Origin of the sequence: Micromonospora endolithica (assembly GCF_003626595.1) — a bacterium.
Lineage (GTDB): Bacteria > Actinomycetota > Actinomycetes > Mycobacteriales > Micromonosporaceae > Micromonospora > Micromonospora endolithica.
Map to the genome: position 1 here is coordinate 259,571 of NZ_RBAK01000005.1, position 24,578 is coordinate 284,148.

Here is a 24,578-nt window from a genome sequence, read left to right on the forward strand (position 1 = left end):
AGGCGGGCCCGTGATCATCGTCCACGTCGGGTCGAGCCGATCGCGATCCGCGGGCAACCGCGGCGACCGGCGCGTTCGACCCGCACCCGGCCCGCCCGGTGCCGGTCCGCGCGCCGACGTCGCGTCCTGTCCGCCGAACCCGCGCCCGACCGCGCCGCCAGGTGCCCACGGCGCGAGAAAGTGGCCGAGCGTGGCAGCGCAGGACAAGCAGGAGTACGGCGCCGAGTCGATCACCGTCCTCGAAGGGCTCGAGGCGGTCCGCAAGCGGCCCGGCATGTACATCGGTTCGACCGGCGAGCGCGGTCTGCACCACCTGGTGTGGGAGGTCGTCGACAACGCGGTAGACGAGGCGATGGCCGGCCACTGCGACACCATCGACGTGGTGCTGCTCGCCGACGGCGGCGTCCAGGTCACCGACAACGGCCGTGGCTTCCCCGTCGACCTGCACCCCAAGCTGAAGAAGCCCGGTGTCGAGGTCGCGCTCACCGTGCTGCACGCGGGCGGCAAGTTCGACGGCAAGGCGTACGCGGTCTCCGGCGGCCTGCACGGCGTGGGCGTCTCCGTGGTCAACGCCCTCTCCACCCGGATGGCCGTGGAGATCCAGAAGTCCGGCTTCTTCTGGCGCCAGCAGTACCACCACTCCAAGCCGACCCCGCTGGAGAAGGGCGAACCGACCGACCGGACCGGCTCCGCGGTCTCCTTCTGGCCCGACCCGGACGTCTTCGAGACCGTCGAGTTCGACTTCCAGACCATCTACCGCCGCCTCCAGGAGATGGCCTTCCTGACCCGCGGCCTCACCATCCACCTGCTCGACGAGCGGGTCCCGGAGGGTGAGGAGGGCAAGATCCGCGAGGTCACCTTCCACTACGAGGGCGGCATCGCCGACTTCGTCCGGCACCTGAACGCCTCGAAGACCCCGATGCACAAGACGGTGGTCGAGTTCGGTGCCGAGGAGGAGGGCATGTCCCTCGAGATCGCGATGCAGTGGAACGAGTCGTACGGCGAGTCGGTCTACACCTTCGCCAACAACATCAACACCCACGAGGGCGGCACCCACGAGGAGGGCTTCCGCGCCGCGCTGACCAGCGTGGTCAACCGCTACGGCGCGGAGAAGAAGCTGCTCAAGGGCGACGAGAAGCTCTCCGGCGAGGACATCCGCGAGGGCCTGGCCGCGATCATCTCGGTGAAGCTGACCAACCCCCAGTTCGAGGGCCAGACGAAGACCAAGCTGGGCAACACCCCGGTCAAGAGCTTCGTCCAGCGGGTCTGCAACGACCGGCTGGTCGACTGGCTGGACCGCAACCCGGCCGAAGCGAAGATCATCATTACCAAGGCCTCCCAGGCCGCCCGCGCCCGGATCGCCGCCCAGCAGGCGCGCAAGCTGGCCCGGCGCAAGTCGCTGCTGGAGTCCGGCTCGATGCCGGGCAAGCTGGCCGACTGCCAGTCCACCGACCCGCGCGAGTCCGAGGTGTTCATCGTCGAGGGCGACTCGGCCGGTGGCTCGGCCAAGCAGGGGCGCGACCCGCGTACCCAGGCGATCCTGCCGATCCGCGGCAAGATCCTCAACGTGGAGAAGGCCCGGATCGACCGGGTGCTGAAGAACAACGAGGTCCAGGCGCTGATCACCGCGCTGGGCACCGGCATCCACGACGACTTCGACATGGAGAAGCTGCGCTACCACAAGGTGGTGCTGATGGCCGACGCCGACGTCGACGGCCAGCACATCCAGACGCTGCTGCTCACCCTGCTGTTCCGCTTCATGCGCCCGCTGGTCGAGCTGGGCCACGTCTACCTGGCCGCCCCTCCGCTCTACAAGATCAAGTGGAACAAGAAGGGCGACGACGCCCAGTACGCGTACTCCGACCGGGAGCGCGACGGGCTGATCGCGCTGCGCCAGCAGAAGAAGCCCAACGCCCGGCCGGACGACATCCAGCGGTTCAAGGGCCTCGGCGAGATGAACTACCCGGAGCTGTGGGAGACCACGATGAACCCGGCCACGCGTACGCTGCGTCAGGTCACCCTCGACGACGCGGCGACCGCTGACGAGCTTTTCAGCGTGCTGATGGGCGAGGACGTCGAGGCGCGCCGGTCGTTCATCCAGCGCAACGCCAAGGACGTCCGGTTCCTGGACATCTGACGGAGCACGGCGGGCCGCCCGGTCATCCACCGGGCGGGCCCGCCGATCCACAGAGTTATCCACAGCGCAGCGGTTATCCACAGCGGTTATCCACAGCACAAAACCGACTCTGAGTCTGATAAGGGTTAACAGTGACCGATACCCCCGAGTCCACACCGAACGAGCCCGAGGTCCCCGAGGCCATCGCCGCCGTCGTCGCGCACGACCGGATCGAGCCGGTCGGGCTCGAGGTGGAGATGCAGCGCTCGTACCTCGACTACGCGATGAGCGTCATCGTCGGTCGGGCGCTCCCGGACGTGCGGGACGGGCTCAAGCCGGTGCACCGCAAGATCCTCTACGCGATGTTCGACTCCGGCTACCGGCCGGACCGCGGCTACGTGAAGTGCTCCCGCGTCGTCGGCGACGTGATGGGCCAGTTCCACCCGCACGGCGACTCGGCGATCTACGACGCGCTGGTCCGGATGGCGCAGCCCTGGTCACTGCGCTACCCGCTGGTCGACGGCAACGGCAACTTCGGTTCGCCCGGTAATGATCCGGCTGCGGCGATGCGCTACACCGAGTGCAAGCTCGACCCGCTGGCGATGGAGATGCTGCGGGACATCGACGAGGACACCGTCGACCTCCAGGACAACTACGACGGCCGGGCCAAGGAGCCCACCATCCTGCCGTCGCGGATCCCGAACCTGCTGATCAACGGCTCCGAGGGCATCGCGGTCGGCATGGCCACCAAGATCCCGCCGCACAACCTGCGGGAGATCGGCGCGGCGGTCCAGTGGTGCCTGGAGAACCCGGACGTCGACGAGGCCACCACCCTCGAAGCGCTGTTGGAGATCGTCAAGGGTCCGGACTTCCCGACCCACGGCCTGATCGTCGGGCAGCAGGCCATCCAGGACGCGTACCGCACCGGTCGTGGCTCGATCCGGATGCGCGCCGTGGTGGAGGTCGAGGAGGACAAGCGGGGCCGGCCGGCGCTGGTGGTCAGCGAGCTGCCGTACCAGGTGAACCCGGACAACCTGGCCGAGCGGATCGCCGAGCTGATCAAGGAGGGCAAGCTCGCCGGCATCGCCGACATCCGCGACGAGTCCTCCGGCCGTACCGGCATGCGGATCGTGCTGGTGCTCAAGCGCGACGCGGTCGCCAAGGTCGTGCTGAACAACCTCTACAAGCACACCCAGCTCCAGGAGACGTTCGGCGCCAACATGCTGGCGCTGGTCGACGGGGTGCCGCGCACGCTGAACCTGGCCCAGTTCATCCGCTACTACGTCGAGCACCAGATCGAGGTGATCCGCCGGCGGACCGCGTTCCGGCTGCGCAAGGCGGAGGAGCGGGCGCACATCCTGCGCGGTCTGTCCAAGGCGTTGGACGCCCTGGACGAGGTGATCGCCCTGATCCGGCGCTCGCCCACGGTGGAGGACGCGCGACAGGGCCTGATCCGGCTGCTGGAGATCGACGAGATCCAGGCGACCGCGATCCTGGACATGCAGCTGCGCCGGCTGGCCGCGTTGGAGCGGCAGCGGATCCTGGACGACCTGGCCAAGCTGGAGATCGAGATCGCCGATCTGAAGGACATCCTCGCGAAGCCCGAGCGGCAGCGGCGGATCGTCTCCGACGAGCTGGGCGAGATCGTCACCAAGTGGGGTGACGAACGGCGTACGAAGATCATCCCGTTCGACGGCGAGGTCTCCATGGAGGACCTCATCGCGCGGGAGGACGTGGTGGTCACCATCACCCGCACCGGGTACGCCAAGCGCACCAAGGTCGACCTCTACCGCTCGCAGCGGCGTGGCGGCAAGGGCGTCAGTGGCGCGACGCTGCGGCAGGACGACATCGTCAGCAACTTCTTCGTATGCTCCACCCACGACTGGATCCTGTTCTTCACCAACAAGGGCCGGGTGTACCGGGCCAAGGCGTACGAGCTTCCGGAAGCCAGTAGGGTGGCGAAGGGCCAGCACGTGGCCAACCTGCTCGCGTTCCAGCCCGACGAGCAGATCGCACAGATCATCGAGATTCCGAACTACCAGGTGGCCCCCTACCTGGTACTGGCCACGAAGAACGGCCTGGTGAAGAAGACGCGGCTCGAGGAGTTCGACTCCAACCGTTCCGGCGGCATCATCGCGATCAACCTGCGTGATGAGGACGAGCTGGTCGGTGCTGCCCTGGTCGGGCCGGAGGACGATCTGCTGCTGGTCTCGAAGAACGCGCAGGCGATCCGCTTCAACGCCTCGGACGAGGCGCTGCGGCCGATGGGCCGGGCGACGTCCGGGGTGATCGGCATGCGGTTCAGCGAGGAGGACGTGCTGCTCGCCATGGAGGTCGTCCGGGAGGGTCTGGACGTCCTGGTGGCCACGAACGGGGGATACGCGAAACGCACCCCGATCGAGGAATACCCGGTGCAGGGCCGGGGAGGTAAGGGCGTGTTGACTGCGAAGATCACCGAGCGGCGCGGTGGTCTGGTCGGCGCGGTGGTGATCGACCCGGACGACGAGCTGTTCGCGATCACCAGCAACGGTGGTGTCATCCGGACTCCGGTGAAGCCTGTACGGCGTACGCGTGACCGGAACACAATGGGTGTCAAGCTGATGGACCTTCCGGACGGCGTGACTATCGTGGCGATTGCTCGCAATGCCGACGAGCCTGACGAACAGGACTAGTTGAATGACGGAGACACAGGCGAAGTCGGGGAACACGGGGACCCCGGCCAACCCGGTCGACGAGGAGGCCGCGAAGAGCGGCCCACCAGCGACCGGCCGCGCGGCCGTGGGCCGGGCCACCGTCCCCGCCGACGCGCCTGCCCCGAAGTTCACCCGCGCCCCCGGGATGACACCGCCGCCGGACAAGCCGGCCGAGGGTAAGGACACCGCGGACGACGCCGAGCCGACGAAGGTCGAGGCGCCGAGCGCGGTGGGCACCGCCGCGCCGGCGCCCGCCCGTCCGTCGACCACCCAGCCGATCCCCGCTCGCACCGGCCAGGGTGCCCTGACCGGAAACACCGGCACCCAGCCGCGGGTGACCGGAAACACCGGCACCCAGCCGCGGGTGACCGGAAACACCGGCACCCAGCCGCGGGTCACCGGGAGCACCGGCACCCAGCCGCGGGTGACCGGCACGGCGAGGCCGCAGCAGGACGGCGACCGTCCCGGCGCGCCGGGCCGCCCCAACCAGGGCGGTGGCCTGCCGCCGGGGGTCGGTGGCGCGGCCGCCGTCGGGGCCGCCCGGGTGGGTGAGGCGGTACGCGCGGCGCGTACCTCGGTCAGCTCGGCCGCCTCGCGCGGACCGCGCCGGGCCCGGCTGAACCTCAAGCGCATCGACCCCTGGTCGGTGATGAAGTTCGCCTTCGCGGTGTCGGTGGTCCTCTTCATCGTGGTGGTCGTCGCCACGTCGGTGCTATACCTGGCGCTCGACGCGATGGGTGTGTTCACCAGCGTGAACGACAGCCTGACCGACCTGGTCAGCGCCGGTGGCGGGCAGAGCGCCAGCGGCTTCCAGATCACCGCCCGCGGCGTGATCCTCAGTTCGGCGTTGATCGGCCTGGTCAACGTCGTGCTGTTCACCGCGTTGGCCACGCTGGGGGCGTTCGTCTACAACGTCTGCGCGGACCTGGTGGGCGGCATCGAGCTGACCCTCGCCGAGCGAGACTGAACCATCCGGCCGCCGGGCCGACCTCCCTCTGCGGGTGGGTCTACCCGGCGGTCGTCCGTCCGGGCCGCGTACAGGCCGCGTACGGGCCGCGTACGGGCCGCGTACGGGCGTTGATCCACTCGCCTTCCCTGAACTCGGGCTGTCCCGCCCGCGCGGACGCCCGTCTTCAATGATGTCGAGTGGATCTTGCCGTCCGGGGCGGAAAGTCGGTGGGTCGGAAGGCCGGCGATCGGGTAGGTTCGGGGCGACGGCGGGCCCGGATCACCGGCCGGACCCCGATTTGGGGGCCGACGGACGGATGGGTTAACCTTGCTCGTCGCTACGCGGGGCTATAGCTCAGTCGGTTAGAGCGCAGAGCTGATAACTCTGAGGTCGCTGGTTCGATTCCAGCTAGCCCCACCGCACATCGTCCGACAGCACGTCGAGCGTGAGGGGTAGCCCCAATGTTCAAGAAGCTGCTGATTCTTGTCGGCGTCGTCGGTGTGGCCGCCGTCCTGGCCCGCAAGGTGAAGGCGTCGAACGACGAGCGGGCGCTCTGGCACGAGGCCACCACCGCGCCCGATCTGCGCTGACCCGCTTCTCTCACGGCCAGCACCAGGCGGCGTCGCCGTCCCGGGGCCCTAGCTCAACTGGCAGAGCACTGCCTTTGCAAGGCAGGGGTTAGGGGTTCGAGTCCCCTGGGCTCCACCAGCACGAACACCGGTTGATCTCGGGTCCGAGTACAGCCATTCGTACAGCCAAGCGGTCACGCCGTCCCCCTCCTCACTGAGCACCCGGTCGATGGCCACCAGGTAGAGGCCGGCGCGGACCTAGCCGACCTGTTCCGGATCGAGCCGACAGACCTGCTGCTGCGGCGACGCTACGACTCGACCGACAGGGCGACCGGCTTGCTTCTCTCGTCAGCGTCTCCTACGTGCCGGTTGCGCTCATCAGCTCAAACCCCGCGCTGCTTAACGAGGCCAACGAGCCGTGGCCGGGAGGAACCCAACATCAGCTCTCGACGGTCGGCGTCGAAATCATGACATTGTCAACGCCGGCTGAACTTTGGCTCTGGCACACATTTTGTGATTGATCACGGTGGCAGCTCATGGCGTGCATGTCGAGCAGCACGGTGGCGTATCGGTGCCCACGGTGTCGGGCGAAGTCGTCCACGCTCAACCCTGTCGGCGTGACCGGTGGCGGTTCGGGCATCCGCCGGACCATTCGGATCAACGTCATCCGCGACACCGACACCGCCAACCGATACGCCAGCCGACTTCCAGGTCGACCGCCCAACGCCACCGCGACCGCCTCCAGATCACCCGCCGCCAAGACTGTGTGACGGGCATACCGACGGGTCAACCCCGGTACCTGCTCAACGAAGGTCCGCCGCCGGCACCCGCTGTTGGCGCAGGTGAACCGTCGGACCGTCAACGCGACCAGCACTTCGTGGCCGCCCAATCTGACATCGGCCAACCGGCGCACATAGGAACCATGCAGGGTCGTCGACCAGGTGCCGCAGGCTCCGCACGCGGCCCGTACCGTCTTCGTCGACGCATCGATCCTGACCCCGACGCCACGGACCACCACCGCTTCCAGCCGCAGGCCCACCAGATGCGGAAGCAACGCCACGATGATCTCCACCCGGCACCCAACCCGAACCCTCAGCGAGCACGACTCACAAAATGTGCGCCAGAGCCAGTTTTCAGGCGGAGCCGAAAACCATGATTGACGAAGTAAAAGGTCGGATGCCGACCATCGCCGAGGCGCAGCTACGGGGCCTGCCCGACGGCGTTCCCTTCATCCTCTGCCGACGCATCTCCCTGGACGCCAACGAGAGAGTCGTCGAAGTCTCCGACGCCGAGTACCTAGCGGACCGGACCGAACTCCGATTCGTCACCCCACTCAAGCCGTGGCCCAAACGCAGATCCGGCGGCAAGCCGTCAGGGCGGCAAGGAGGAAGACCATGAGCGCAGACCTGGACGCCTAAGACGAGCGGTTCCTGGCAAGCGCCATCGAGATTTCGCGGCGCGCGTTGGAGGACGAGGGCAAGACCCCGTTCGGTGCCATCGTCGTCATATCCGGAGAGATCGCTGGCGAGGGCACCAGCAGCGTTGTCGAGCTGCGGGACCCGACCGCACACGCCGAAGTCATGGCCCTGCGTCACGCAGGCAGCAACCTCGGGCGCCACCTCTTCGAAGACGGCATCATGTACGCCAGCAGCGAGCCCTGCCCATGTGCCTCATGGCCTGCTACTGGGCACGCATCCCCGCCTGATTTTCGGAGCCACCAGCCACGACGTAGCGACCTACGGCTTCGAAAACCTACAGTTCTACCGAGAAGTTGCCCAGCCAATCGAACGCCGGTCGCTTCGCGAGGAAGTCGCCGAGGGTCCGCTACGTGCCGACGCCGTTGAGGTCCTCCAAGCATGGGCCGACAAGCTGCCCGCGCCGGTGCAGCCCAAGTTCTGACCTACAAGACGTTGGGGCGGCCTTCAGGGCCGCCCCAACGCTCATCTCACGAGCTACTACTAGTCGGTCGGCTCGCTCACCTCGCGCGTTTCCTCGAACAGCCAGCCGTATCGATGCAGCGTGCGAGCTGCCTCCTCCAGGCGACCGGCGAGCGATTCGGCCTCCTCGGTCCGCCACCCGACCTCATCGATTAGCCGTGGTCGGGCGTAGCCTTCGATGAAGGTCACGGCCCGAAGCGCGTCCTCGAGCCGGCTGACGACCAGCCCGACCGCGCCCTTGGCGCCCTCGAGCTGTGTCTCCGGCGGAACCGTCTGCTCCTCGTCGAGGGGTTTCTCCGGCTCTGGCCGCGGCTCAACCATGAACGTGCGCCGGAGCCAGTCGTCCTCACCATGATTGGCGAAGTACGGCCGCTGCGGATCGAGTCCCACGCTCTCGGCGTAGTGGTGGAGGTCTACCGGCACCCCATCCTCGTTGATCGCGCGAGGCCGCTCGCCACGGCGCCCGCGCGCCAGCGCATCTGCCAGTAGGCGGAGGCCGTGCTCCGATCGGATGAGCGTGTCGAAGACCTTGTTGAGCGCGGTCTTCGACGGGCTGTCCCGGAGCTCGCGCTGCATGAAGCCGCTCACCACCAGGTACCACCCGCCCAGCATCCCGAGCTCGACGGCGGCCGGACCGCCGGTCTCCTGAGCATTGATCTCACCTAATGCCGCAGCGAGCAGCACATCTGGTGTCCGACCCGTTGGGCTCCAGTCGCAACGAGCGATGTCGGACGACAGCAGCATTCTCTGCAGCGCCGACCGCACGCCGTCGACGCGTGTTGCCGATGGGTCAGCCCGACCCGGCCAGCCGCGGAGGGCCAACTCAGCCGCCACCGGAACTATGTCCCGCACGTGGATACGCGCCCGAGCGGTGACCCGCCGGATAGCAGCCGAGCACACCCGTCGGTTCTTCGGTGCCAGCAGGGTAGACACGATTGCAGCCGCACGGGCGTCGGCGTACCGCGAGTAGAGCCGCTGCTCCGCTTCACTTGGCGACATCAGGCCGGCAAAGTAGCCAGCGGCTTCCTCGCTGATCCGGCCACGGTGGAAGAGATCCTCGAGCACGGCCTCGGCCTGGGCGTCAAGCTTAGACGCTGTATCCCACTGGGTTGGCGGCTCGACGTGCGTGATCCCGACGATGAAACGGACCGCTTCGGCGAGAGTCTTGGTGCTGCCAGGGTCGGGTCGGAATCCCACGATGATCTTGGCTGGCATCACCAGCGATCGAAGCTGCTGCCGCTGCTGCTCGGACAGCTCCTCAAGCGGCAGCGCAGCGGCGCCCGCGACGCGGCCGAGCAGCGTCCGGAACGCATGGTCGTCGTCGTTGTATCCGTAGACGACGTCGGAGGGGGTGATGTTCAGGACGCGGTGGGTCGTCGCCGTGCGCGAGCTCCCGTCGGCGGCCGCGAGGATCCACTGCGGCCGGCTGCCGTCCTTGTGCTCGAACCGTACCGGCACGACGAGCACCTCACGCAGCACCCCGTGGGTTCTGACACTGTCGTCGTAGTTGTTGTGGTTCTTCAGGAACGTGGCGCTGTTGTTCAGGCTGGCAACCACCGCCTCGCGACGGGCTGCCGCCAGCGTCAGCTCGGTCGTTGCGCCAGTGTCGCTGTGGACGGGCGGCAACGGAGTGTGGTCGCCACTCCCCTCATCGACGAGGGCAAACGGGTACTTTCGCCGGACCGCCTCGCGCATGTTGTCAGGGAACGTGCTGACAGCCGGTGACCAGACCCACGACGAAATGGTGAGCACGGTACCGCCGGGCACGCGCTCCTCGACGGGAAGTTGCACACGCTTGCGCGCGTCCTCGGGCCGGGTCACAGCACGGGCGATTGCGCGTGCAGCACCCTCTGGGTGGCCGAACTGCACCATGAGGGCGTCCGCGAGCCGCTTCGTTGCGGCCGCCTTTGGCACCTTCGGCAGCTCGCCCGTACTTACGGGGCCATCTTCATAGTCGTCAACATCGATCTCATCATCGCCGATCTCGGCGGCCGGTGAAGTGGCGTCAGACGGCGTCCTCACCGTTGCGGTGACCGTCTCTTGGACGGTAACGGTGGTGGGGCTTTCAGACGACGTCTCTACGCCGTCCATCGCGATATTTATCGCGTCCTGCATGGTGGGCCTCCACAGGTCCATCAGGTTGGCCGACACGGACGATTCGTCCTTGCGGGTTGGCGCGACGGGGAGGCCCGAAAACAGAAAGCCCTCGCACCCCGCGCCGATGGCGCTGTGGGGTGGAGAGCTGGAGAGTTCTCTTCACCCCGACCCGTCGATCCGGATTCGGGACCCGGCGTGGACGAGGCGGACGCGGTGTCAGCGGTTCCCGGCTTCGGACGTCGAAGGCCCTTGGGCCGTCGGTTGTCCTACGCAGCCTGTCCGATGAGGGAGGGCTACGCGTCGGTCGAGCTTTCATCGCTTCCAACATGGAGGGTACAGCACGGACACCATACGGCCGCACTGCCGAATTGCCCTCTTATAGGATCAAGGCGGCCCGCAAGCGGGCCGCGCCGGCCCGGCCCCGGCCTGCTGGCGACCTTCGGCCGGCATCGGCCGGGCCGGCCGGCGGCTCTCAGACGACAAAACTTTGAAGGCCTCAGGGCTCCGCCCCGAACCCCGGCCCTCCTCAGAGATCGGCCGGGGCGGATCACCTCGCCGGGCACCACAAGGGCGTCCAGCCTCCCCGGACGGGCCAAGGTCGTTCGGCTGGTGAGGCGCTCCACCTTGTACCCGCCCGGGGAGGCTGGACGGTCTACAACTGCGCGACGAGGAGATCCGATCACACCGCTAGGAGCTACCGACGAAGCGGCCGTCCGGTTTCAGGCGAGGTCACGGCTGCGGCGCTGCGATCTATGCAGGAAGATCATGGGGCGCTAACCTCGCCTCCATGTGGGAGCGAGTGCAGCCATACAACCCTCTCGACCGTGTCGAGTTGGGTAAGAGCGTGGAGCGTGCGCTGCTTGCGAGGCCGCTGAGTCCGCTTCCGCCGGAGACACCCTTCGCCGGTGCCGGTCTTTACGCGATCTACTACGTGGGCTCGCTCGAACTGTACCGGCTGATCGCGCCGCCAGCCTGCGAGGCTGGGGAGATTCCGATCTACGTTGGTCGTGCCAGCGCCCCCGGCGCCAGGCAGGGAGCACTGGGCCTGCATAGCACAACGAGTGAGCCCGCTCTATTCACTCGGCTGAAGCAGCACGCCAGGTCGGTGCAATTGGCCGAGGAGCACAGCATCAAGCAGGGCGAGCCGGGGCTGCGCTTGGCGGACTTCCGATGCCGCTACCTCGTCGCAGACGACATCTGGGTGCCGCTTGCAGAGGCGCTCCTGATTGGCCACTACCGACCAGTCTGGAACGTGCTCATTGACGGTTTTGGCAACCATGACCCCGGCAAAGGCCGAACGGCGCAGGCCCGATCGCTGTGGGACATGCTGCATCCAGGCCGGGCATGGGCGGCGAAGCGTCCCGAGGCGAAAAAGAGTGTTCACCAGCTTCAATACGATGTCCGTGCTCATCTCTCAGAGTCCGGGGTCCCTGACCTGGATGTGGTGCCGGTCGTTGGTGTCGAGGTTGAGGTGGCCATGGTCCAGGAGGCACTCATCGATGACGAGGAGTTGTCTCGGGATCGGTAGTCGCAGTGTCGGGGGAGCGTATGGCGAGTACAGCCTGAGCCACTCGCTCCGCGGCCAGCTGGGTGTCCTCGTGTTCCCAGATGCGAATCACCCGCCAGCCTGCGGTGGTTAGCCGGTGGTCTGTCTCAGCGTCGCGCTGTCGGTTTCCCTCCACCTTGCTTGACCAAAACTCGCTGTTGCGGGTCGACGGCCGGTAGTGCTCGGGGCAGCCGTGCCAAAAACATCCGTCTACGAATACGGCCACTCGCGGACCGGCGAAGACGAGGTCCGCCTTGCGCCGCAAGCCTGCCAGCGGTTGCCGGTCCACCCGGTATCGCAGCCCCAGAGCGTGGACAGCCGAACGAAGGGCCAGTTCCGGACGAGTGTCGCGGGACCGGTTGGCTCGCATCACGCTACGCACGGCAGGGGACGAAGCCCACGACTGCGCGACCTTCTTCGGTTGCCGCGGCGAATCGAGCCCCGTGCTCAAGGCCCGCCGCCAGGCCTCCGCGAGGTTCTCCTCCCTGGATTCGTGGCTGACCTGACAGACATACCGCTCCCGCGTCTTCCGTCCCTCCGGCCAGCGAAGGTAGGCGTACACACGCCGTGACTTCGGCGGCAGACGCAGGTAAATCGACGCCAGCACAGACCTGCCAGAGGCGGCGAGCAAGAGTCTCTTCTCCCGACCACCAGCAGCGACGTCCTGCTCCTCAGCTCGTTCGCTGGCCGTGATGCCCTTCAACGGCCGCCATGCGGACTCGATCGGCGGCGCATCCCGCCACTGTGTGGCCATGAAGTGATTATCGCCTATGCCTTCTCGCCTGTGGCCTGCTTGAGTGCCTTAGCGACGGAATCTGCCATCACGCGTCCGAGTTGCACGGGGACCGCGTTGCCGAGCTGACGCATCTGCTCACCGCGAGGCCCGTCGAGCCGCCAGCTATCCGGGAAGGTCATCACCCGGGCCGTCTCTCGAACCGTCATGTAGCGGATCGATCCGTCATCGAGTCGCACGACACTTTCACCACCGGGCACACCGTGGACTCCCGCTTTGACGGTCTTCGCCGGACGATCCAGGTCATTAGGAGTGTGTCCCGGGTACTGGCGCGCGCCGGGCCAACCAACATGGTGCAGCCAATCAGGGTGCTCAACGTAGTCACCGACTGGTTCCGGAAGATCCCGTGTCGCGTCCCGCAGCGTCCGCCAACGAGGCTTGCTGTCGTGCACAGGCAGCACCTCGGGCAGCAATTCATCGCGCATGGAGATGCCGTGCTCCTCGAAGTACTCGCCGCTGTCCTGAGCATGCTGTAGAGCGAGCTCTGAGTGAGTCGCCTCCGGGAACTGCCAGTCAGCCAGCCCGAGATCTTTACGGAAGGCGACGACGAACACCCGCCAGCGCATCTGCGGCACGCCGTAGTTGGCGGCGTTGACCAGCTTGTACTTGACGTCGTACCGCTCCGTTAGGTGAGCGTCGTTGGCGCGAAGCGCTTTGACCAGGCGCTTGTCGTGATCGTGCCAGTCCTCGCCATCCACCCGCTGTTCGAACGGCGCCGACAGTTCCCGAAGGATGTACTCGTAGTACGGCTTGAAGGATGGCCGCAGCAGACCCTTGACGTTTTCCGCCACGATCGCTCGCGGCCGGGTTTCTCGCACGCACCGGAACAACTCGGGCCAAAGGTTGCGCGGATCATCGAAGCCCTTGTGCGCTCCACCGAGGCTCCACGGCTGACAAGGCACCCCGCCGGCTACCACGTCGACCTCGTCCGACCAACGGTCGAAGCTAACCTCCCGCACGTCGCCCTGTCGAAGGGGCCATCGGTCGGCCAGCGATTTGGGTAGAGGGGAACCGTCTTCGTAATCTACGGCGCCGTTCGCCCGCAGAGTCCCGCACGCACGCCGTTCCAGCTCGACCGCCAGCAGGTGGCGGAAACCCGCCTCGTGCATGGCCAGGGCCAGCCCGCCACCGCCCGTGAAAAGTTCGATGCTGGTGCCGACGCCTGGCCCACGCTTGGCAGTCGACTTCGTGCGGCTAGTCATTGGGAAACAATACCGCGGATCTTGATCGAGGTCTCGATCGTATGTGCGTGTTATGCGTGACACTCCAAGATCTTCGCTGAGCAGAGCGGAGCAGCGGAGTGATGATCTGCAAGCGCGAGCGAGCGGGGACGCCACCAACGCTACGGATGGCTGTACAGCCATCCGTACAGCCAAGTCAGCAGACCAAGCCGGTCATACGCCGGCGCGAGCCGACAACCGCAGTAGCCGACGCCGGCCGACAAGCGGCTTGATCTTCGCAAGGCAGGGGGTTAGGGGTTCGAGTCCCCTGGGCTCCACTCATCCGCAGGTCAGCGGCCATGATCAGGGTCTCTGATGGCGCAATCGGGGCCGGTACGGCAGCGAGGTACCTCGCCGACGCCCTCGCCGAGCTGATCCCCGGTCACCCTGTCGATGTCAACCGCGAGGCGCTCTGGTCGTCCCAGCCGCTTGAGTGCGTCGCGGGTGGCCGTCGAGGCCAGGTGACCCCACCGCTCGTCGTTACGGGAGCGGGCCGCTCTGCATGGTCATGGAGACCGTGCTGTCCGCGATCACTTTCGTCCCGCCCGCTGGGGACTGGCTCGCCACCCACGCGCTCGAACTGCTCGACCCGGTGAAGACGGGCACCAGACCGGCGCTCCGTACGGCCTGGTCGGCCTGCGGGCGCAGCATCTCGCGGACGTGCGGGACGGTCTTGTCCAACGGCAGCTCCACCGAGAGGGAGACACTGCACGAGGAGGTGGCGTTGAAGGTGGTCAGGCCGTTGAGGTGACCGCCGGCGAAAAAGGCCTGCTCGGGAGTGAGGTTCAGCGGCGGCGGGACGAGGTTGTTGGGAATGCGGCCGGGCAGGTCGGGCCACAGCTCCGGCGGCAGGTAGTTGCCGAAGAACATCATGAGCAGGTCGTCGGTGGCGATGCCGACGTGGGGACATGGCCCACTGCTCGTGCGGCAAGGCAGGTTCTGGTTGTACGGGAAGTAGTCGTAGTGGTCGGCTCCGCCGTAGACGGCGCGGTGTCTGGGTTTGGCGATGGCGTTCCAGGTCGGGGCGTCGAGGGTGGCGTCGAAGTCGTCGACACCCCAGGTCAGCAGGCGAGGCACGGCGCCCTGGTGGATGGGCTTGGTGCCGTAGCTGGACTGCCAGTCGTTCCACACCCCGCTGAGCGAGGCGACGGCGGCGACCTGGATGCGGGTGGCGAGGATGCCGGCGTGCAGCGCCCCGTACGAGTGGCCGGCCAGGCCGGTCTTCCCGGCGGGAAGCAGCACCGCCTTCCCGGGCCAGCCCTGCCGCATCCAGGTGACGGTGTTGGCGAGTACCTGTTGGGTGCCGGGGCTCCGGGCGGGGTGCACGTGGATGTCCGGCAGCTCGGGCACGGCGACGATGTACCCGCAGCGGGCCAGCGCCGCCGGGGTGCGGAACCAGCGCTGGTAGTGGTTGGTGTCCTGGTCACAGTTGCCGTGGGCGAACACGATCAACGGATATTTTCCGCAGCCGCTGAGCAGCTGCGCCGTGTTCGGGGTGGGGTCGATACTCGGGTGGAACACCCGTACCCGGGTGGGCGCGGCGTCGGCCGGCCCGTATTCGCGCCAGCCCCAGAAGACGGGGGCCAGGGCGCTGGGCTGCCAGCCGAGGGCGCAGGTGGACGGTGGGGTGAGGGCGGCGGGTCGGATCTCGTCGGACGTCGCGTCGGTCACGGGGGGCTCCTCGCCGTGCGGCCGTTCTGGCAGCGGCGTCTCCCGCGCCGCCAACCAGCGTATGCTCGCGGGCCACGCCGTTGTGCCGCTGATCCGACAGCCCGCTGCCCTACGCCGGTGCGCGTGCCCCGCTCAGACCAGACCGTCGTGGCCCTCGCCGAGGAGTGGGCCGCGGCCACCGGGCGCCGGTCGCCAAGGCCGGCAGGCTAGCGTCGCAGGGGTGAGCACCGAAACCCCGCGCGTACTCCCGGCCGGCAGCGGCATCGCCGATGCCGCCTCCGTCCTGCGTACCGGCGGGTTGGTGGCCTTTCCCACCGAGACCGTCTACGGCCTGGGCGCGAACGCGCTGGACGCGCGGGCGGTGGCCCGGATCTTCGAGGCGAAGGCGCGGCCCAGTTTCGACCCGCTGATCAGCCATCTCGCCGACGCGGCGGACCTGGAGAAGCTGGTCGGCGCGGTGCCGCCGGCGGTGGCCGCGTTGGCGGACCGGTTCTGGCCCGGCCCGCTGACGTTGATCGTGGACCGGCCGGCGGTGGTACCACCGATCGTGACGTCCGGCCTGGCGACGATGGCGGTGCGGGTGCCGGACGACGCGCACGCGCGGGCGCTGATCGCGGCGGCCGGAGTGCCGGTGGCGGCGCCGAGCGCCAACCGGTTCGGGCAGCTCAGCCCCACTCGGGCGGAACACGTCGTACGGGGGTTGGGCGGTGCCGTGGATGTGGTGCTCGACGGTGGGCCGACCCGCTGCGGGATCGAGTCGACCATCGTGGACGCCCGGGGCGACCGGCCGGTGGTGCTGCGCCTCGGTGCGCTGCCGGTGGAGGCGTTGGAGGAGGTCACCGGCCCGGTGACCGTACGCCTGGGCAGCTCCGGGCAGCCGGTCGCGCCGGGAGCGTTGGCGGCGCACTACGCGCCGCGTACGCCGCTGCGGTTGGTGTCCGGGCCGGAGCCGGCGGCGGCGCGCGGAGGCCGGCGTGGCTTCCTGGCCTTCCGGGACCGCCCGGCGGGTGACTGGACGGCGGTGGAGGTGCTCTCCCCGACCGGCGACCTGACCGAGGCGGCGGCGCGGCTGTTCGACGCGCTGCACGAGCTGGACCGCACCGGGGTCGACGAGATCGTCGTCGAGCCGGTGCCGGAGATCGGTGTCGGTCGGGCGGTCAACGACCGGCTGCGCCGCGCCGCCGCCACGTGGGATTGAGGTTCACCGGTGCATGACGGCGAGTCGCCGGGGTAGGAGAACCGGTAGCAACCCACCCCCGGAAGTGAGGTGTCACCCCATGCCGACCGCACGCGAGATCATGACGACCGACGTGACCTGTGTCCGTGAGCAGGACGACCTCCGCACGGCCGCGAAGCAGATGGCCCAACTGGGTGTCGGCTCATTGCCGATCTGCGGGGACGACAGCCGGCTCAAGGGCATGCTGACCGACCGCGACATCGTGGTGAAGGTGCTCGCCGAGGGCCGCGACCCGGGCATCGTCACCGCCGGCGAACTGGCCCAGGGCAAGGCGGTGACCATCGGCGCGGACGACGACGCCGCGGCGATCCTGCGCACGATGAGCCAGCACAAGGTACGCCGGCTGCCGGTGATCGACGGCCACGACCTCGTCGGCATCGTCGCGGTCGCCGACGTGGCCCGCTCGCTGCCGGAGCGCCCGGTCGGTGACCTCATCGAGGCCATCTCCGAGCACGGCTGACCGGTTCGATCGTTGTTAAGAGGGGCCCCCGGTACAACGCCAGGCGTTAACCGGGGGCGAGCCGCAGCACCGTGGTGGCGGTGCCGATGAATGTCACGTCCGCGTGCTCGGTCACGCCACTCACCTCCGAAGTCGACCGGTACCCGTGACCGACCGGCCCGTGCGCGGGGGTGCCCCGATCGAGCGCGAGAAGGGCGGGCCCTCAGGCCGAGCGATCCGTGTCGCCCGCCGGCTGGGACCGGTCGGCGTGGTGGTGACCGTCCGGTGTCGGTCCGATGTCGCCGTCGCCCCGGTGACCGTCGCCGTCGCCGTCGCCGGAGCGCGCGGGGCCGGTGGGCCACAGGTGCAGGCGGCCGAGCAGGTCCGGGTGGCCGAGCAGGTCCGGCCGGAGAAGCTTCACCCGGTCGAGCAGCTCGGTGCCGGTCCCCGCCGGTGGCTGCGGCAGCCGTTCCACGAGCCGGGCGATGCCGCTGTTGGCCAGGGTGGCGCCGAGTGCGGAGCCGGTGGCGATGGACCACCCGACCGGGCCGAGCGGGGTGCAGCCGAAGAAGTGGCTGAGTCCCGGGGTCTGCACGACGGCCACCAGGACGCCCACCGAGCCGGCGGTGGAGAGCAGGACGGCGGGGGTGGCGCCACCGGCGAGCACGGTCTGGCCGAGCTGCGTACCGACCAGGGACACCAGCGCCACCGTGGAGGCCCGCCGCTGCCGGCCGGTCCAGCGGGCCAGCATCCAGCCGGCGGTCGCGCCGAGGGTCGTCGATGTGGCCCGCAGCGCGATCTCCCGGTCCAGGGTGGTGCCGAGCGACGTGTCCGGACCCTCCCGCAGCAGGGCTTCGTTGTTCTCCGGGCGGGGTGGCCGGACCGCGATGGCCAGCGCCGGCGCCAGGTCGGTGAGCAGGTTGACCAGCAGCAGCTGTCGCCCGTTGAGCGCGGAACGGCCGGTGGCGGCGGCGGTGACGATGCTGAAGGCGATCTCACCGAGGTTGCCGCCGACGAGGATGCTCAGCGCGTGCCGGACCGACGACCACATGGCCCGGCCCTCGACCAGGGTCGCGATGATCGTCTCCAGCCGGTCGTCCATCACCACCAGGTCGGCGGCGGCCCGCGCGGCCGGGGTGCCCCGTTGACCGAGGGCGATACCGACGTCGGCGAGCCGGATGGCCGGGGCGTCGTTGGCACCGTCACCGGTCATCGCCACGGTTCGGCCGCACGCCTGCAACGCCTGGATGATCCGCACCTTGTGGGCGGGCGTGCACCGGGCCACCACGTCGGTGTCGACCAGCCGTTCCCCCAGCGCCTCGTCGTCCAGGTCGTCGAGGTCGGCGGCGTTGACCACCCGCTGCCCGTCCCCGTCGCTGATCACCGAGGCGATGGCCTCGGCGGTGGCGGGATGGTCGCCGGTGATCATGATGGTGTGCACGCCGGCCCGCCGGATCGCCGCCACGGCCGGTGCGGCACTGGCCCGGATCCCGTCGCCGAGGGCGAGGATCCCCACGAACGTCAGGCCGCGTACGGCGTCGTCGGTGATCGACTGGTCATCGACCGAGCGTTCGGCGATGGCCAGGACCCGCTGCCCGGCACCGGCGTGCCGGTCCAGGTCCCGGTGCAGCGCCTGCCGACCGGTCTCGTCCAGCGGCTGCACCCCCCGGTCGGTACGCCGGCTCACGCACCGGGGCAGCACCGTCTCCGGTGCGCCCTTCACGCTGAGCAGCAGTCCACCGTCGGAGGTGCCGACGGCGGCGTGATAACCGCGGGACGGCTCGAACGGCATCACCCCGACCTGCTGCCACGCCGCCGCCCCGGTCTCCTCGACCGCGCCGACGTCCCGTGCGGCCCGGCGTACCGCCCGGTCGGTCTGCTCCGGCAACTGCTCCGGGTCGTCGGCGGCGGGGGTGGCCCGCAGTGCCACCGCCAGGACCGTACGCAGGTGCTCGTCGAGCCGGTCGACGGGGGCGTACCGGTCGCCGTCGCCAACCCCGGAGAGCACCAGCCGGCCCTCGGTCAGCGTGCCGGTCTTGTCGAAGCAGAGCACGTCCACCCGACCGAGGGCCTCGATGGTGCGCGGGTTGCGGACCAGCGCCCCGTGCTCGGCCAGCCGCCGGGCGGCGGCCAACTGGGCGGCACTGACCAGGAACGGCAGTCCTTCCGGCACCGAGGCGACCGCCAGGTTCGCGGCGGTCGCGGCGGTCTGCGCCAGGGGTACGCCCCGAGCCAGTCCGGCACCGGCGACCGCCACCGCGGCACCCAGCGCCAGCGGCACGGACTTGCTGGTCAGCCCGCCCAACCGGGCCTCCACACCCCCGCTGGGGATGGCTGACTGCCGGGCCAGGGCCATGCTCCGGCCCGCCTCGGTGTCGGCGCCGGTGGCGACCACCACGGCCGTGCCGTGCCCGGCGGCCACCGTGGTGCCCTCGTACAGCATCGAGGTTCGCTCGGCCAGGTCGGACGCGGCGACCGGGTCGGGTGCCTTACCCACCGGCAGCGACTCGCCGGTGAGGGAGGACTCGTCCGCCTCCAGACCGGCGGCCTCCAGCACCCGGCAGTCGGCCGGTACGGCGTCACCGGGCTCCAGCAGGACGACGTCGCCGGGCACCAGGTCCTCGGCGGACACCACCCGCTCGATGCCGTCCCGCCGGACCCGGGCGGTGACCGCCGAGCGGGACAGCAGCTCCGCCAGCGACCGTTCGGTGTTGCGCTGATGGATCGCGCCGACCAGCGCCGACCCGCCGACGACGCCGCCGACCAGGGCCGCGTCTACGGGCGAGCCGAACGACGCGGACAACACCGCGCCGGCGGCCAGGACCGGGGTCAGCGGGTTGGCCAGCTCGTCGAGGAACACCCGGAGCAGGTTGGACGAGCCGGGTCCGGTGCCGCCGGTGGCACCCCGACGGCGGGCCGCCTCGGCGCTGTCCAGTCCGTGCGGCCCGCTGGCCAGGTGGTCGAGCACCGTCGCGGACGGCATCAGGTGCCACGGTACGGCGGCCCGCGGGATCGGCGTGGCGGTCGGGTCGGGCAGGTGGTGGGCACGCCACACACCGTGCGCGAACGCCAGCGCGGCGGCCCCGTTCACCGCGGCCAGGGACCGGTTGGGCAGCAGGCGCGGGTCGGCGGTGAACGCGGAGAGCGCGCCGAGACCGGCGCCGGCGAGGGCGAGCCGGATGTTCTGGGCGGTCATCCGCCGGGCCACCCCGGCGGCCTCCACGACCAGTGCCGCCACCCGGGGATCGTCGCCGACCAGCAGGTGTGCGCCCCACGGCGGTGGGTCGTCCGGCCCGGCCATCCCCAGCCCGCAGTCGGACGCCGCGAGCGCGGCCCGGTCGGCGCTGGCGAGCATCACGACCGCGCCGCCCCGCTGCAGGTCCCGGACGGTGCCGGCGAGATCCGGACCACCGGGCAGCACGGCGTCGGCGAAGCCGTACCGGTCGGGGTCGGCACCGGCCACCACCAGGCGCAGGCCGGCCCGCCGGGCGGCGGCGGGCAGGACGTCCGCGCCCGGTGCGGCCTCGCTGCCCACCCGCAGCAGCGCCGCCAGCCGGCCGGCGTGGGCGAGGCCGAGCAGCCGTCCGCCCGCCGTACGCAGCCGGGTGCTCTCCGGCGTGTCCCCCGGGTCGGCGGCGTGCAGCTCGTCCAGCGGGGCGAGCCGCCAACCGTCGGCCTCCCGGGGCCGGTCCGGGGACTCCGCGTCGAACAGGGCGAAGGCGTGGGCGGCCACCGTACCGGCGTCGGCACCGTCGAGCGGGGCGAGGTCGGCGAGCACCCCGCGGTCGGAGCCGAGGACGGCGGCGTCCAACACCAGCGTGTCGATCCGGTCCAGCCCCCGCAGTGCCGCCCGGTCCATGGCGATCACACCGCGCCGGGCCAGCAGGTTGCCGAGCTGCGCCGCGTACCCCTCCCGCCCGGAGCCGGGCGCCTTGGGCAGCGCGGAGAGCCCGACGGCGGCGGCCCGCTTCCCACCCACCAGCGGCGCCGCGGCCGCCGCGGCCAGCGCACCGGCGGCCAGGACCCGCTGGGCGTACGTCTCGATCGGCCCGTCGGGCTTCGGCCGGGGGCGCTGGCCGTCGGGGTTGCGGGCGACGGCGCGGTCCGGTTCACCGGTCAGCCGGGGTTCCGCCTTCGACCACGCGCGCAGGTGCGCCCGCGCCTCGCCCCACAGCACGACGCGTTGCGCGCCGTCCAGCACGATGCCGGCCCACCCCCCGGTCAGGCCCTGCACGACCGCCTCGGCGAGCGGAAAGATCAGGTCGGCGCGCGGGTCGGCGCGAAGTCCCCGGTCGGCCAGCGCGTGCAGCCGTGGATGCAGGTCGACGGCGCCCAACAGGCCGGCGACCTCCCCGGGCACCGGGGTGAACGGCAGGATCCGGGTGGCGGCCGAGATACTCAGGCCGAGCGCGTCGGACGCGAGCGCGCCGAGGGTGCGGGGCGTCCGGGGGCCGTCCTCCGGCGGGTGCGGCGGCGGGACGTCCGGGTCTGGTTCGTGTGGGCAGGTCCGCTCGGTACGGGCGACGGTGGCGATCAGGTCGCGCAGTCGCGGCTCCGGTTGCCGTACCGCGACGACAACCCGACCGGAGGGCGCGTTCACCCGGGCCCAGGCCACCCCCGGCAGCCGCTCCAGCGCCGCCTCGACCTGCCGGGCGAGGGTGTCACCGCCGTCCTGGCAGACGCCGTGCACCTCGATGTGGTGCCGGCCGGGCCGGGACCACACCCGCCGCTTGGTCAGGCCGGCGACGCGGGCCAGCCGGACCGCCGCGGTGCCCGCGTTCCGGGCCGCCTCCCCCACCAGGTGCGGCACGGCGACCGGCGGGAGCAGGTGGCCGGCGACGCGGCCCAGCGAGGTCATCGAGGCGTACGACCGGACAGGTGCCGGCCAGGCCCTCCGACGCTGCTGTTCCTGCCGTCCGACATCTCGCCTCCCGCGCCTCGGCTCCGGCGGCCTGGCTTCCCGGCGCGCCGTCCGTTATGCCCCGGGGGCGGCGGAAAGTTCGACCGGCTCCGGCAGGCATGGACGGCTTTGCCGGTGGAACCCGGTGGCCGTAGCGGCACGCGTCGACGGGGAGGTTGGGATGAGCACGGTGACCCGGCAGTTGAGTGGCACGCACGAGACGATCCGGATGTTCAGCCGGCGGATGGACATCCCGGTGCTGGGCGAGGTGGCGATCCCGCCACCGGACAAGCTCGCCTACTACGCGGGCATCGGGGTGCTCGCCGCGCTCCAGGTCATCGAGTGGCCGCTGGCGCTGGTTATCACGGCCGGTCACGTCCTCGCCGACCAGCACCTCTCCGGACTGGCCAAGGGTGTGGGCGAGGCGCTGGAGGCGGCCTGACCGGTACGCCGTCCGACGTGAACCGACCCGGCCCCGACGACCGGGCGGCGAGGATGGTGGGCGATGAACTTCCTGACCATCCTTCCGATGGCCGTGGTGATGGTCGCCGGTACGCAGCTCGTCGCGGCGGTGTTCCTCGCCTCGGCGGACCGGCCGCGCGCCGCCTCGCTGGGCTTCCTGGCCGGCGCCGGCCTGGTGGTCACCGGTGGGGTGACGGCGAGTTGGCTGGTCACCCGGGCCGTGAAGGTCGGAGCCGGTGGTGGCGGGGGCCACGGTGGGCGGAGCGCCGTGGAGACCCGCATCGACCAGGTCGTGCTGGTGCTGCTGGTGGTCCTGGCGGTGCTGGTGTTCCTACGCCGGCACACCGCCGGTACCCCGAAGTGGATGGGGCGGCTCCAGGAGGCCGGCCCGGGGTACGCACTGAAGCTGGGCGTGCTGCTTTTCCTCGCGATGCCCTCGGACGACCTGACCATGATCACCGTCGGGGCGACCGCCGCCCGCCACGACCTGCCCTGGTGGCACCTGCTGCCGTTCATCGTGTTGACGCTGGCGTTCCTTGCCCTGCCGCTGCTGGCGCTGGTGCTGCTCGGCCACCGGGCCGAGACGGTGCTGCCGCGCATCCGGGACCAGGCCCAGCGGCACGCCTGGGTGGTCAGCGAGGCGGTCATCGTGTTCTTCCTGGCGCTCACCCTGGTCGACCTGGCGAGGTGATCGCCCGCACAGCCGGTCACGCCGGTCGGCTTCCCCTCGTCAGGTCGGCGGCGACACCGTTGGGCGACGGAGGTGGGGACGATGCGGGTCCTGGTGACCGGTGCGGGCGGGCGGCTGGGTCGGGTGGTGCTGCCCCGGCTGCTGACGGAGGGCTGGGCGGTACGGGCGACGAGCCGCCGGCCGCGAACCGACCCGGACGTGGAGTGGGTGGTGACGGACCTGTCCACGGGTGCCGGCCTGCCCGCCGCGGTGACCGGGATGGACGCCGTGCTGCACCTCGCCTCCGCACCCAGCCCGGGGCGGCGTACCCACGAGGTCGACGTGCTCGGCACCCGCCGGCTGGTGATGGCGGCCGGTCAGGCGGACGTACGTCATCTGGTCTTCGTCTCGATCGTCGGCGTAGATCGGGTGCCGATCCCGTACTACCGGCACAAGCTCGCCGCCGAGCGGGTGGTGGCCGCCGGGACGGTGCCGTGGACGGTGCTGCGGGCCACCCAGTTCCCCGGGTTCCTCGACGAGATGCTGCGCGGCGCGAGCAGGCTCGGCCCGGTCATCGGGGACCGGGCGGTGCTCGCCCAGCCGGTCGACCCCCGCGACGTCGCGGACCGGCTGGTCGCCCGGCTCACCGCCGGCCCCCTGCGCGACGTCGAGGAGTACGGCGGGCCGGAGGTGATCCGCTACGACGAGGCCGTACGCACCTGGAACGCGGCCCGCCGGTCCCGCCGGCCGCTGCTGCCGATCCGGATCCCCGGCCGGCTCGGGCGTTCCCTGCGCGACCGTGGACTGGTCACCGACGCGACGCCCCGGGGCACCCGGACCTGGGCGGAACACCTGGCCGACACGTACGGGGGAACGGCGCAAGATGAGTCGCGTACGGATTCACGTCCTGCCTAACCTGGCCCCATGCTGGCCCTGGTCACCACCGTGATCCTGTACGTCTTCGGGTTCGTCTTCCTCTACGGCGTGATCCGCCTGGCGATCCGGCACGCCTTCGACGAGATGGAGATCCGCCGGGTCCAGGCGGAGCGGGCGGAGGAACTGGCCGCCGCCCGCGACCGTGCCCTGCTCCGCGACAACAGCTTCCTCACCGACAGCTGAGGTGTAAGGAAGGGCCCCTTCTTAACGCCTGCGGTAGAGGAAGGGCCCCTTCTTAACGCCCCGACGGCGCCAGCACGGCACCAGGGCGGCGCGGGCGCGGCGCCAGCACGGCACGGGCGCGGGGCCAGCACGGCACGGGCGCGGGGCCAGCACGGCACCG

Annotated in this window: 17 protein-coding genes, 3 tRNA genes and 3 pseudogenes; 17 read left to right on the forward strand and 6 right to left on the reverse strand. The window is 70.2% G+C overall.

What is annotated here, in order from left to right; translation table 11 throughout:
* Nucleotides 1-190: 190 nt before the first annotated feature.
* The 7 genes and pseudogenes from gyrB to D7223_RS15670 all read left to right on the forward strand — a co-directional run bounded on the left by gyrB (nucleotide 191) and on the right by D7223_RS15670 (nucleotide 6,466).
* A complete protein-coding gene (gene gyrB, locus D7223_RS15650) occupies nucleotides 191-2,137 on the forward strand; it encodes a DNA topoisomerase (ATP-hydrolyzing) subunit B (RefSeq protein ID WP_120729126.1) in 1,947 nt (648 codons plus the stop codon).
* 131 nt (nucleotides 2,138-2,268) lie between these two features.
* Nucleotides 2,269-4,788 carry a DNA gyrase subunit A gene (gene gyrA, locus D7223_RS15655; protein WP_120729127.1) on the forward strand — a complete coding sequence of 840 codons (2,520 nt, stop codon included), beginning with the start codon at nucleotides 2,269-2,271 and terminating at the stop codon, nucleotides 4,786-4,788.
* Between the two features lie 4 nt (nucleotides 4,789-4,792).
* Nucleotides 4,793-5,107, forward strand: a pseudogene (locus D7223_RS34270) (DUF3566 domain-containing protein); the annotation flags it as partial.
* 102 nt (nucleotides 5,108-5,209) lie between these two features.
* Nucleotides 5,210-5,776: pseudogene (locus tag D7223_RS34275) on the forward strand (DUF3566 domain-containing protein); the annotation flags it as partial.
* 325 nt (nucleotides 5,777-6,101) lie between these two features.
* A tRNA-Ile gene (locus D7223_RS15665) sits at nucleotides 6,102-6,175 on the forward strand.
* A gap of 44 nt (nucleotides 6,176-6,219) precedes the next feature.
* On the forward strand, nucleotides 6,220-6,348 hold the full coding sequence (locus tag D7223_RS33585; RefSeq protein WP_222622269.1) for a DLW-39 family protein: 129 nt from the start codon (nucleotides 6,220-6,222) through the stop codon (nucleotides 6,346-6,348).
* Nucleotides 6,349-6,390: 42 nt separating this feature from the next.
* Nucleotides 6,391-6,466 (forward strand) — tRNA-Ala (locus D7223_RS15670).
* A gap of 300 nt (nucleotides 6,467-6,766) precedes the next feature.
* On the opposite strand, the gene D7223_RS15680 is transcribed toward D7223_RS15670, so the two are convergent.
* Nucleotides 6,767-7,399 (reverse strand): transposase family protein, encoded by a 633-nt coding sequence (locus D7223_RS15680; protein WP_238162017.1) that lies wholly within the window; start codon nucleotides 7,397-7,399, stop codon nucleotides 6,767-6,769.
* 41 nt (nucleotides 7,400-7,440) lie between these two features.
* Between D7223_RS15680 and D7223_RS34280 the strand changes: the two genes are divergently transcribed.
* Together D7223_RS34280 and D7223_RS34285 are read left to right on the forward strand one after the other, a co-directional pair.
* The gene (locus tag D7223_RS34280) at nucleotides 7,441-7,725 is read left to right on the forward strand and encodes a UTRA domain-containing protein (protein WP_120729129.1); all 285 of its coding nucleotides are present in this window, start codon (nucleotides 7,441-7,443) and stop codon (nucleotides 7,723-7,725) included.
* 32 nt (nucleotides 7,726-7,757) lie between these two features.
* Complete coding sequence (locus D7223_RS34285; protein WP_120729130.1) at nucleotides 7,758-8,171, forward strand: nucleoside deaminase; 414 nt, start codon at nucleotides 7,758-7,760, stop codon at nucleotides 8,169-8,171.
* A 114-nt stretch (nucleotides 8,172-8,285) separates the two neighbouring features.
* Here the strand turns inward: D7223_RS34285 and D7223_RS15695 are convergent, their stop codons facing one another.
* Entirely contained in the window at nucleotides 8,286-10,415 is a 2,130-nt protein-coding gene (locus tag D7223_RS15695; RefSeq protein WP_120729131.1) for a hypothetical protein, read from the reverse strand.
* Nucleotides 10,416-11,148: 733 nt separating this feature from the next.
* Here D7223_RS15695 and D7223_RS15700 point away from each other — a divergent pair.
* Complete coding sequence (locus D7223_RS15700; protein ID WP_120729132.1) at nucleotides 11,149-11,889, forward strand: Eco29kI family restriction endonuclease; 741 nt, start codon at nucleotides 11,149-11,151, stop codon at nucleotides 11,887-11,889.
* On the opposite strand, the gene D7223_RS15705 is transcribed toward D7223_RS15700, so the two are convergent.
* Both D7223_RS15705 and D7223_RS15710 read right to left on the reverse strand, forming a co-directional pair.
* Nucleotides 11,855-12,661 carry a very short patch repair endonuclease gene (locus tag D7223_RS15705; protein WP_120729133.1) on the reverse strand — a complete coding sequence of 269 codons (807 nt, stop codon included), beginning with the start codon at nucleotides 12,659-12,661 and terminating at the stop codon, nucleotides 11,855-11,857. The two genes, D7223_RS15700 and D7223_RS15705, sit on opposite strands and share 35 nt — an antisense overlap.
* Before the next feature lie 14 nt (nucleotides 12,662-12,675).
* Complete coding sequence (locus tag D7223_RS15710; protein ID WP_120729134.1) at nucleotides 12,676-13,902, reverse strand: DNA cytosine methyltransferase; 1,227 nt, start codon at nucleotides 13,900-13,902, stop codon at nucleotides 12,676-12,678.
* A gap of 221 nt (nucleotides 13,903-14,123) precedes the next feature.
* On the opposite strand from D7223_RS15710, the gene D7223_RS32805 reads away from it, so the two are divergent.
* Nucleotides 14,124-14,198: transfer RNA gene (locus tag D7223_RS32805), tRNA-Ala, on the forward strand.
* A gap of 202 nt (nucleotides 14,199-14,400) precedes the next feature.
* Here D7223_RS32805 and D7223_RS15715 read toward each other — a convergent pair.
* The gene (locus D7223_RS15715; RefSeq protein WP_120729135.1) at nucleotides 14,401-15,591 is read right to left on the reverse strand and encodes an alpha/beta hydrolase family protein; all 1,191 of its coding nucleotides are present in this window, start codon (nucleotides 15,589-15,591) and stop codon (nucleotides 14,401-14,403) included.
* Between the two features lie 220 nt (nucleotides 15,592-15,811).
* Here D7223_RS15715 and D7223_RS15720 point away from each other — a divergent pair, with 220 nt between their 5' ends.
* Both D7223_RS15720 and D7223_RS15725 read left to right on the forward strand, forming a co-directional pair.
* Nucleotides 15,812-16,789 carry an L-threonylcarbamoyladenylate synthase gene (locus tag D7223_RS15720; RefSeq protein WP_120729136.1) on the forward strand — a complete coding sequence of 326 codons (978 nt, stop codon included), beginning with the start codon at nucleotides 15,812-15,814 and terminating at the stop codon, nucleotides 16,787-16,789.
* Nucleotides 16,790-16,868: 79 nt separating this feature from the next.
* The gene (locus D7223_RS15725) at nucleotides 16,869-17,288 is read left to right on the forward strand and encodes a CBS domain-containing protein (protein ID WP_120729137.1); all 420 of its coding nucleotides are present in this window, start codon (nucleotides 16,869-16,871) and stop codon (nucleotides 17,286-17,288) included.
* Nucleotides 17,289-17,673: 385 nt separating this feature from the next.
* Here the strand turns inward: D7223_RS15725 and D7223_RS15730 are convergent.
* A pseudogene (locus D7223_RS15730) lies at nucleotides 17,674-22,125 on the reverse strand (cation-translocating P-type ATPase); the annotation flags it as partial.
* A gap of 223 nt (nucleotides 22,126-22,348) precedes the next feature.
* Between D7223_RS15730 and D7223_RS15735 the strand changes: the two are divergent.
* The 4 genes from D7223_RS15735 (at nucleotide 22,349) to D7223_RS15750 (ending at nucleotide 24,418) form a co-directional block, all read left to right on the forward strand.
* Nucleotides 22,349-22,609 (forward strand): hypothetical protein, encoded by a 261-nt coding sequence (locus tag D7223_RS15735; RefSeq protein ID WP_120729139.1) that lies wholly within the window; start codon nucleotides 22,349-22,351, stop codon nucleotides 22,607-22,609.
* Nucleotides 22,610-22,672: 63 nt separating this feature from the next.
* Nucleotides 22,673-23,320 carry a GAP family protein gene (locus D7223_RS15740; RefSeq protein ID WP_120729140.1) on the forward strand — a complete coding sequence of 216 codons (648 nt, stop codon included), beginning with the start codon at nucleotides 22,673-22,675 and terminating at the stop codon, nucleotides 23,318-23,320.
* Nucleotides 23,321-23,401: 81 nt separating this feature from the next.
* Nucleotides 23,402-24,214 carry an SDR family oxidoreductase gene (locus tag D7223_RS15745; RefSeq protein WP_120729141.1) on the forward strand — a complete coding sequence of 271 codons (813 nt, stop codon included), beginning with the start codon at nucleotides 23,402-23,404 and terminating at the stop codon, nucleotides 24,212-24,214.
* 9 nt (nucleotides 24,215-24,223) lie between these two features.
* Nucleotides 24,224-24,418 (forward strand): hypothetical protein, encoded by a 195-nt coding sequence (locus D7223_RS15750; RefSeq protein ID WP_120729142.1) that lies wholly within the window; start codon nucleotides 24,224-24,226, stop codon nucleotides 24,416-24,418.
* Nucleotides 24,419-24,578 lie beyond the last annotated feature (160 nt).